Annotated in this window: 7 protein-coding genes; 2 read left to right on the forward strand and 5 right to left on the reverse strand. The window is 73.3% G+C overall.

From position 1 onward, the window contains the following. Positions 1-34: 34 nt before the first annotated feature. The gene (locus tag LCE31_RS31775) at positions 35-565 is read right to left on the reverse strand and encodes a TetR/AcrR family transcriptional regulator (RefSeq protein WP_225020544.1); all 531 of its coding nucleotides are present in this window, start codon (positions 563-565) and stop codon (positions 35-37) included. A 214-nt stretch (positions 566-779) separates the two neighbouring features. Between LCE31_RS31775 and LCE31_RS31780 the strand changes: the two genes are divergently transcribed. Next, the gene (locus LCE31_RS31780; RefSeq protein WP_225020546.1) at positions 780-1,493 is read left to right on the forward strand and encodes an MBL fold metallo-hydrolase; all 714 of its coding nucleotides are present in this window, start codon (positions 780-782) and stop codon (positions 1,491-1,493) included. Here LCE31_RS31780 and LCE31_RS31785 read toward each other — a convergent pair. After that, positions 1,442-1,624: a hypothetical protein gene (locus LCE31_RS31785; RefSeq protein ID WP_225020548.1), complete on the reverse strand. Its 183-nt coding sequence runs from the start codon at positions 1,622-1,624 to the stop codon at positions 1,442-1,444. The two genes, LCE31_RS31780 and LCE31_RS31785, sit on opposite strands and share 52 nt — an antisense overlap. Here LCE31_RS31785 and LCE31_RS31790 point away from each other — a divergent pair. After that, on the forward strand, positions 1,623-3,089 hold the full coding sequence (locus LCE31_RS31790) for an aminotransferase class I/II-fold pyridoxal phosphate-dependent enzyme (RefSeq protein WP_225020550.1): 1,467 nt from the start codon (positions 1,623-1,625) through the stop codon (positions 3,087-3,089). The two genes, LCE31_RS31785 and LCE31_RS31790, sit on opposite strands and share 2 nt — an antisense overlap. Positions 3,090-3,258: 169 nt before the next feature. Here the strand turns inward: LCE31_RS31790 and nrfD are convergent, their stop codons facing one another. Genes nrfD through fdh form a run of 3 tightly spaced genes read right to left on the reverse strand, consistent with a single transcriptional unit; the run spans position 3,259 to position 8,593 of the window. Beyond that, positions 3,259-4,305, reverse strand: a complete 1,047-nt coding sequence (nrfD, locus tag LCE31_RS31795) for an NrfD/PsrC family molybdoenzyme membrane anchor subunit (protein ID WP_225020552.1) — start codon at positions 4,303-4,305, stop codon at positions 3,259-3,261. After that, the gene (locus tag LCE31_RS31800) at positions 4,302-5,267 is read right to left on the reverse strand and encodes a 4Fe-4S dicluster domain-containing protein (RefSeq protein WP_225020554.1); all 966 of its coding nucleotides are present in this window, start codon (positions 5,265-5,267) and stop codon (positions 4,302-4,304) included. The genes nrfD and LCE31_RS31800 overlap by 4 nt, the downstream gene beginning before the upstream one ends. Further along, on the reverse strand, positions 5,264-8,593 hold the full coding sequence (gene fdh / locus LCE31_RS31805; RefSeq protein ID WP_225020556.1) for a formate dehydrogenase: 3,330 nt from the start codon (positions 8,591-8,593) through the stop codon (positions 5,264-5,266). Before fdh ends, LCE31_RS31800 begins: the two co-directional genes overlap by 4 nt. Between the last annotated feature and the right edge of the window lie 338 nt (positions 8,594-8,931).

Here is an 8,931-nt window from a genome sequence, read left to right on the forward strand (position 1 = left end):
CCCCCCGAGGCCCGCCGTCCGCCCCGGCGGCCGTTCAGGCGTCCGCGAGCGCGCGGCGCATGTGGGCGAGGCCGTAGGCGAACGCCTGGTCGACGTCGCCCCCGAGCCGGAAGGCCCCGGTGAGCTCCATCTGGATGAAGCCGGTGGCCCACGAGGTCACCAGGCGCGCGGCGTCGAGCGCGGCCTCCTCGCCGACCAGCCGCCGGGTCGCGTCCAGGATCGGGAGGACGGCGCGTTCGAGGGACTCCAGCGGCGCGTGGGCGGCGAGCATCACCAGCCGGAACCCCTCGGGGTTCTCCCGCGCGTAGTCGCGGTAGGCGCTGATCAGCTCTTCGAATGAGCCGTCGGTTGCCGCGAGCCGCTCGATGAGGCCGTCCACGATCGCCCCCGCCACGGCGGACAGCAGGCCCGCGCGGTCGCGGACATGCTTGTACAGGGACGGCGCGCGCACTCCGACGCGGGTGGCGACGCCCTGCATCGTCAGCCGGTCGGGCCCGCCCGACTCCAGGATGTCGCGGCCCGCCGCGACGATCGCGCTCAGTGAGGTCTTCTCAGGAGTCGGCATGTTCCGCCCTTTCGCGCCCGGTGAAACTCTTGTCCGTACAGCTGCTTGGCACAACCGCCGTCAGCACAACCACTCTCCGCACAGCCGCTGTCAGCACAACGGCTCTCCGCGCAGCCGCTGTCCACACAGGCGCCGCCGCAAAGCTATTGCCCATAGCCATCAAGGCTATGTATCGTAGCCATCGTAGTCGCCCACATACCCCGGAAGGCAAGCCATGAAGCTCGCTCCGCACCTTCACCGCCTCGGCAATGACGTGGTGGCGTGCTATCTGATCGACACCGACGAGGGCATCACACTCATCGACGCGGGCCTCCCCGGCCACTGGAACGACCTGCAGGACGAGCTGCGGTCCCTGGGCAAGTCCGCCGCCGACATCCGGGGACTCGTGCTGACCCACGGGGACTCCGACCACATCGGCTTCGCCGAACGGCTGCGGCGCGAGTACGGCGTACCCGTCTACGTGCACACCGCCGACGCCGACCGCGCGCGCACGGGCGAGAAGCCCAAGACCTCGATGGGCCCCATGAGGATCGGCCCCATGCTGGGCTTCCTCTCGTACTCCCTGCGCAAGAACGGACTGCGCACCACCTACGTGCGGGAGGTGACCGAGGTCCACGACGGCGACGTCCTCGACCTTCCCGGCCGCCCCGTGATCGTGCCGATGCCGGGGCACTCGCCGGGCAGCGTCGCCGTGCATGTGCCGCTCGCCGACGCCGTCTTCGTCGGGGACGCCCTGACGACCCGGCACGTGCTGACCGGCCGCACGGGCCCGGGGCCCGCCCCCTTCACGGACGACCCGGAAGCGTCGCGCGCCTCGTTGGAGCAGCTCGCCCGGCTGCGCGCGTCCTGGGTCCTTCCGGGCCACGGAGCCCCCTCTCACGCCGCCCGCGCCCAGGTCGCCGCCGCGGTCAGGCAGGCCGGCGCATAGCCGGACCGTACGGCCGTACCCCGCCGTACCCCCGCCGTACCGCCCATGTGCGGCCGGCCGGCGTAGGCCGTCCGGTGCACCGCGACCGGGCGGCGCATCGCGCGCACGGCGCCGGGGAATCCGATGGTCATGGACCACTCCCGTGCTCCCGTACTCGAAGCGCTGCACGCCTACCACACGACCGGACAGACCCCCTTCACCCCGCCGGGGCACAAGCAGGGAAGAGGGGCCGACCCCCGCGTCCGCTCCGTTCTGGGCGACGCCGTCTTCCGGTCGGACGTGCTGGCCATCAGCGGTCTCGACGACCGGTCGTCGTCCGGCGGCGTGCTGCGGCGTGCCGAGGCCCTGATGGCTGACGCCGTGGGCGCCCAGCACACCTTCTTCTCCACCTGCGGCAGCTCCCTGTCGGTCAAGGCCGCGATGCTGGCGGTGGCGGGGCCGCACGAGAAGCTGCTGGTCGGGCGGGACGTGCACAAATCCGTGGTGTCCGGGCTCGTCCTGGCGGGAATCCGGCCCGTCTGGGTCGATCCGCGGTGGGACCGGGACCGGCACCTCGCGCACCCCCCGGCCGCCGCCGCCTTCCGGGCCGCGTTCGACGAACACCCGGACGCCCGGGGCGCGCTCGTCACCACCCCCACCCCCTACGGCACGTGCTCCGACCTCGGTGCGATCGCGCGTGTCTGCCACGAGCGGGGCCGGCCGCTGATCGTGGACGAGGCGTGGGGCGCGCACCTCCCCTTCCACCCCCGGCTGCCCACCTGGGCGATGGACGCGGGGGCCGATGTCTGCGTCACGTCCGTCCACAAGATGGGGTCAGGACTCGAACAGGGCTCGGTGTTCCATCTCCAGGGCGACCTGATCGCGCCGGAGGTGCTGCGGAGCCGTGCCGACCTGCTCGGTACGACAAGCCCGTCCGTGCTCGTCTACGCCGCCCTCGACGGCTGGCGCCGCCAGATGGTGGAGTACGGCCGGGCGCTGTACGACGACGCGCTCGCCCTCGCCGAGTCCGTACGGAGCGCGATCGAGGCGATCGACGGCATGCACGTACACGGCAGGAGCGACTTCTGTGGCCCGGGCCGTTCGAACGACCTGGACCCCCTCCAGATCATGATCGACGTATCGGCCCTCGGGACGACCGGCTACCGCGTCAACGACTGGGCCCGGGAGCACCACCGGGTCAATCTGCACACGGCCGACCACCGCAGGATCAACGCGCAGCTCACCCATGCCGACGACCATCGCACCGCCGAAGCCCTGCTCGGGGCGCTGGGGGACGTCTCCGACCACGCGGCCGAGCTGCGGACCGCGCCCGGGATCGAGGTACCCAGTCCGCCGGGCCTGCGGCTGGAACAGGCGACGCTGCCGAGGGACGCGTACTTCGGCCCGGTCGAGCACGTGCCGTGGCGGCGGGCCGCCGGACGGATCTGCGCCGAGGTGCTCACTCCGTACCCACCGGGCATCCCCGCCGCGCTCCCCGGGGAGGTGCTCGGCCGCGAGGTGATGGAATACCTGCGCAGCGGCGTCGACGCCGGCATGGTGGTGCCCGACGCCGCAGACCCCGAGGTGAAGAGCGTCCGGGTCGTACGGGGGGACTGAGCGCCGCACCCCGAAAGGCACATCCGGCCGGACGGGCGGGGCGGCGGACCGGCGACGGCGACCGGCGACCGGCAGACCGGCAACGGCGACCAGCGGACCGGCAGACCGGCGGACCGGCGGACCGGCGGACCGGCGACGGCGACCGGCGGACCGTGGGCCCCCGGTCGTCTCAGGAGCCGGCTGCCGCCTCGCGTTCGCGGGCCCGGCGTTCCAGGGCTTCGCGCTGCGGCGCCACCGTGTACACCGGGTCCTCCGCCGAGGCGACGCCCGCCGCGAAGATGCCGAACCGGGTGCAGGCGGACCCGGCGAGCAGCATCGCGCCGCCGCCGGCCGCCGCCGCGCGGCGGCGGTGCCCGAGGAGCGCCGCGCAGGCGGCACCGCCGACGGTGAGCGCCCGCGCCGCCCGCAGCAGGGTGCCCGCGCGGCCGGTGCGGTAGGTCTCCGCGACCATCCCGAGGCGGCGTTCGGCCAGGCTCATGGACGCCACGTCGCCGACGGCCGCCAGGGCCGCCGCGTACCGGGCGGGGGTGTTCTCCGCGGTCGGTGCCACGGCGAGCGCCATGCCGGACGCCGCCGCCGTCGCCGACGCGACGAAGACGTACGGCAGTTCGCGGTGGGCGCCGTGCCAGGCGGGTACGGCGGTGTCGGCCGCGAGCACCGCGGTGTAGGCGGCGACCGCGGGCCCGAACAGCGCCGCGCCGGCCGTCGCTGCGGCGCCCGCGCGGGGCAGCCTGCCGGTGACGGCGCTCGCGGCCGCCGCCCCCGCGAAGGAGCCGTATCCCGCGAGGAGCCAGGAGCCGACGCTCATGGGAGACGTCGGCTTGAACACCCGCAGCATGTGGTGGAAGCGCGCGGGCCTGCCGAGGTCGTGGATGAGCGCGGCGGTCGACAGGGACAGCGCGCCGATCGAGGAGATCTTCATGGCCCGCGCCAGGGTGGGTCGCCCCGTCGCCTGCGCGCCGGCGGCCAGGACCGACCCGGCCCCCGCGAGCCCGCCGAAGAAGAAGTATCCCGCGATGTCGGTGGCCGACCAGGACGGCGGCTTGATGACGGGACGCCCGTAGTACGAGTCGAACTCAGCGCGCGGCACCATGAGTTCCTCGCCCCGACGGCGCCCGCGTCGGCGTCGGCCGGCCGGCTGGAGGGCCTTCGGGGACGCCTCGCGGCCCGGGCGCTGCCCGCGTACTCCGTCCCGGGTGACATCGGAACCGGTCATCGGCGGGCCTTCCTTCCGGGCAGTGCGGCGGCGGCGAACGACACGGCGACGCCTCCGGCGAGGGAGAGCGCGGCGACCGCGGCGTGCCGCCACATGGCGGGCAGGTCGCGGGTGGTTACGACGGGCGCGGGCGGCAGTCCGTAGACCTCGGGCTCGTCCAGCAGGAGGAAGAACGCCCCGTCGCCGCCCACCCCGTCCCCGGGGTCCTCCCCGTACAGGCGCGCGTCGGTGACGCCCGCCTCGTGCAGCTGGTCGACGCGCAGCGCCGCCCGCTCCCGCAGTTCGTCGAGCGGCCCGAACTGGATGGAGTCCGTGGGGCAGGCCTTGGCGCACGCCGGTTCCTGGCCGGCCCCGAGCCGGTCGTAGCACAGGGTGCACTTGAACACCCGCCCGTCCTCCGGGCGTTGCTCGATCACACCGTAGGGACAGGCGGGCACGCAGTAGCCGCAGCCGTTGCAGATGTCCTCCTGGACGACCACGGTGCCGAACTCGGTGCGGAAGAGGGCACCGGTCGGGCACACGTCAAGGCAGGCGGCGTGGGTGCAGTGCTTGCAGACGTCGGAGGACATCAGCCACCGCATGCCGCTGTCGTCCCCCGCCGCGTGCGCCTCCTCCGGGGGCCGGTGAGCGTCGGACCGCGCTTCGCCGTCGAGCAGCGGGAGTTGTGTCCGCCCCTCGGGTGACGGCACGGGGACCTGCTGCTCGATGAACGCCACGTGCCGCCAGGTGGAGGCGCCGAGGCCCAGGCTGTTGTCGTAGCTCATGCCGGACAGCGAGATGCCGTCCTCGGGGATCGCGTTCCACTCCTTGCAGGCCACCTCGCAGGCCTTGCAGCCGATGCACACCGAGGTGTCGGTGAAGAACCCGACGCGGGGCGGCGCGCCGGTGTGTCCCGCGTCGCCCGCCGGGTCGGGTTCGGGCCCGCTCAGCAGATGGCCCGACGGGCTTGCCACGTCGCTCACTTGACCGTCTCCGTTCCGGTTTCGCCGGTGATGCCGGCCCTGGCCCGGTACTCCTCCACCAGCTTCGGCAGGCCGGGGCCGCGCGGCCTGCGGCCCGCCACGATGTCCGCGGTCAGGGCCTTGTCCTCCTGGATGTGCGCGTTGGGGTCGAGCGCCATCGCGACGAGTTCGTTGGCCGCGTCGCCGGTACTGACCCCGTTCGGTCCCCAGTGGAACGGGAGGCCGATCTGGTGGACCGTACGGCCGTGGACGGTGAGCGGCCGAAGCCGCCGCGTCACCAGGACCCGCGCCTCCACCGCGTTGCGGGCCGTGATGATGGTGGCCCAGCCGCCGTTCTCCAGCCCGCGTTCCGCCGCCAGTTCGGGCGAGAGCTCACAGAAGAACTCCGGTTGCAGCTCGGCGAGATAGGGGGACCACCGGGACATCCCGCCGGCGGTGAAGTGCTCCGTGAGCCGGTGCGTCGTCACCACGTACGGATACACCCCGGCGCCCGGCTCGTCCCCGCTCGGGTGGAAGCGGTTGCCCTCGCGCTCCATCAACTGCCGTACGGGGGAACGGGGGACGTCCGGGTAGAGCGCGTTCGGGAAGGGCGAGTCCTGCGGCTCGTAGTGGGTCGGCAGCGGCCCGTCCTCCAGGCCCGCCGGGGCGTACAGCCAGCCCTTGCCGTCCGCCTGCATGATGAACGGGTCGTCCCCGCGCAGGGCTTCGGGGCCCCTGGCCTCTTCCGGCGGTACGTGGTCGGGAGCCAGGTCCGGTACGAAGTCCGGCACGTCGTGGCCGGTCCACCTGCGGGCCTCGCCGTCCCACCACACGTACGCCTTCCGCTCGCTCCACGGTGTTCCGTCGGGGGCGGCGGAGGCGCGGTTGTAGAGGATGCGCCGGTTGGCGGGCCACGCCCAGGCCCACTCGGCCGCCACCCAGTCCTGTTCGGAGCCGGGTTTCCTGCGGGCCGCCTGGTTCACCCCGTCGGCGTAGACGCCGCAGTAGATCCAGCAGCCGCAGCGGGTGGAGCCGTCGTCCTTCAGCTGGGTGTAGGCGCTGAGCGGTGAGCCGTCCGCCGCGTGCCCGTTGATCTCGGCGAGTACGGCATCCGCGATGGGCTCGGCGAGTTCACCCTCGACCGGGTAGTCCCAGGTGAGGTCCTGGACCGGCCGGTCCATCGGATCGGTGGAGCCGGCCAGGCGCTCCTTGACGCGCCGTCCGAGGTGGTACATGAACCACAGGTCGCTGCGCGCGTCGCCCCGCGGCTCCACGGCCGTGTGGTGCCACTGGACCCACCGGTTGGTGTTGGTGAACGAGCCGGACTTCTCGGTGTGGGCCGCGGCCGGGAAGAAGAACACCTCGGTGCCGATGTCCTCGGTGCGCAGCTCGCCGGTCTCGATCTCCGGGCCGTCCTTCCACCAGGTCGCGGACTCGATCAGGGAGAAGTCCCGGACGACGAGCCACTCCAGGTTGGCCATCCCGAGCCGCTGGAGCCGGGTGTTCGCGGAGCCGACCGCCGGGTTCTCCCCCATCAGGAAGTAGCCCTTGCACCTGCCGTCCAGCTGCGCGAGAACGGTGTCGTACGTGGCGTGGGAGCCCGTGAGCCGCGGCAGGTGGTCGAAGCAGAAGTCGTTCTCCGCGGTGGCCGCGTCCCCGTAGTACGCCTTGAGCAGGCTGACGAAGTAGGCCCGCATGTTTCCCCAGAAGCCCTTGTCGGTCTTGCTCGCGTCGACGAAGGTGTCCAGGTCCTCGTGTGCGTGCGCGTGGGGCATCGGCAGGTAGCCGGGCAGCAGGTTGAACAGCGTGGGGATGTCGCTCGACCCCTGGATGGAGGCGTGGCCGCGCAGCGCCTGGATGCCGCCTCCCGGGCGGCCGATGTTGCCCAGCAGCAGCTGGAGCACGCTGGCCGCGCGGATGTACTGGGAGCCGACGGTGTGCTGGGTCCAGCCGACCGCGTAGCAGAAGGCGCTGGTGCGCTCGCGCCCGGAGTTCGACGTCAGCGCGTCGCACACGGCGAGGAACGTCTCCCGGGGGATGCCGCAGACCTGCTCGACCAGCTCGGGGGTGTAGCGGGCGTAGTGGCGCTTCAGGATCTGGTAGACGCACCGGGGGTGCTGGAGCGTCTCGTCGCGGGGCGCGGCCGAGCGGGTCTGGGCGCCGCCCGAGCCGTGCGTCTCCGAGCCGCCCGCCGCGCCGATGCGGCGGCCCGCCTCCAGGCCCCGGCCGGCGCCCGCGTCCGACGGCCCGCCCGCGTCCGGGCCGCCTTCGCCGTCCGAACCCTCCCGGGCCTCGTACTGCTGGTCGGGGTCCCCCGCCGGCGCCTGGACCTGCGCGCCCTCGTACTGCCAGCTCCCCGGCTCGTAGCGGTGCCCCTCGCTGTCCAGGCCGGAGAAGACGCCGCCCAGGTCCTCGGTGTCCCGGAAGTCCTCCCCGACCAGCGTGGCGGCGTTCGTGTAGTTCAGGACGTACTCGCGGAAGTCCTTCTCCTCGCTCAGTACGTGGTTGACGATGCCGCCGAGGAAGGCGATGTCGCTGCCCGCGCGGATCGGGACATGCAGGTCCGCCAGGGCGCTGGTCCTGGTGAAGCGCGGGTCCACGTGGATGATCTTCGCGCCCCTGGCCTTCGCCTCCATGACCCACTGGAAGCCCACCGGGTGCGCCTCGGCGTAGTTGGACCCCTGGATGACGATGCAGTCGGAGTGCTGGAGGTCCTGCATGAACGTGGTGGCGCCGCCCCGGCCGAACGAGGTCCCGAGGCCCGCGACGGTGGAGCTGTGGCACACGCGCGCCTGGTTCTCCACCTGGACCACGCCGAGGCCCGTCAGCAGCTTCTTGATGAGGTAGTTCTCCTCGTTGTCGAGGGTGGCGCCGCCGAGGCTCGCGATCCCCATCGTCCGCGCCGTGCGCCGTCCGTCGTACTCCCACTCCCAGGTGCGCCGCCGGGTCTCGACCACCCGGTCGGCGACCATGTCCATGGCCGTCTCCAGATCGAGCCGCTCCCACTCGGTGCCGTGCGGGCGGCGGTAGAGGACCTCGTGGCGGCGCGCGTCGCCCGTGGTCAGCTGGAGCGTGGCGGAGCCCTTCGGGCACAGCCGCCCCCGGCTGACGGGCGAGTCGGGGTCGCCCTCGATCTGCACGACCGCGTCGCCCTTGACGTACACCTGCTGGCCGCAGCCGACCGCGCAGTACGGGCAGACGGACTTGACGACGCGGTCCGCCGTGTCCGTACGCGGCCTGAGACCCTCGGTGACCGGTGACGTGGCCGCGCTGCCCCGGGCGAGCGGGTCGGCCCCCGTGAGCTGGCGGTAGACGGGCCACCTGTTGACCAGCCTGCGGACACCCATCGCTACCTCCAGCGCCTTACGGCCCCCGCATCAGCCTCACCCGGGGACCCGTATCCCGCAACGGACGCCTGCCCTCCGCGGCCGGCGACGCCCGCCGCGTACCCCGGCGGGAACGAAGAATGCGCACGGGACACGGACCGGCCGCGGATACGCCGTTCGGGCCCTGCCGTCGCCCGCACCGGGGGCTGGGCGCTGGGGCGGGGGGGGGGGGGCGGCGCCGCGCCGAACTGGCAGATCGTCGTGGCGAGTCTGGAGTGGGCGGGGCCGCGGGCCGCGCCCGGCAGTCCGGCCGTGCTCCAGACGGTGCTGGAGGAGATCCTCGCGACGCCGGCCCGCCC

Source organism: Streptomyces sp. 8L (assembly GCF_020176795.1).
GTDB lineage: Bacteria > Actinomycetota > Actinomycetes > Streptomycetales > Streptomycetaceae > Streptomyces.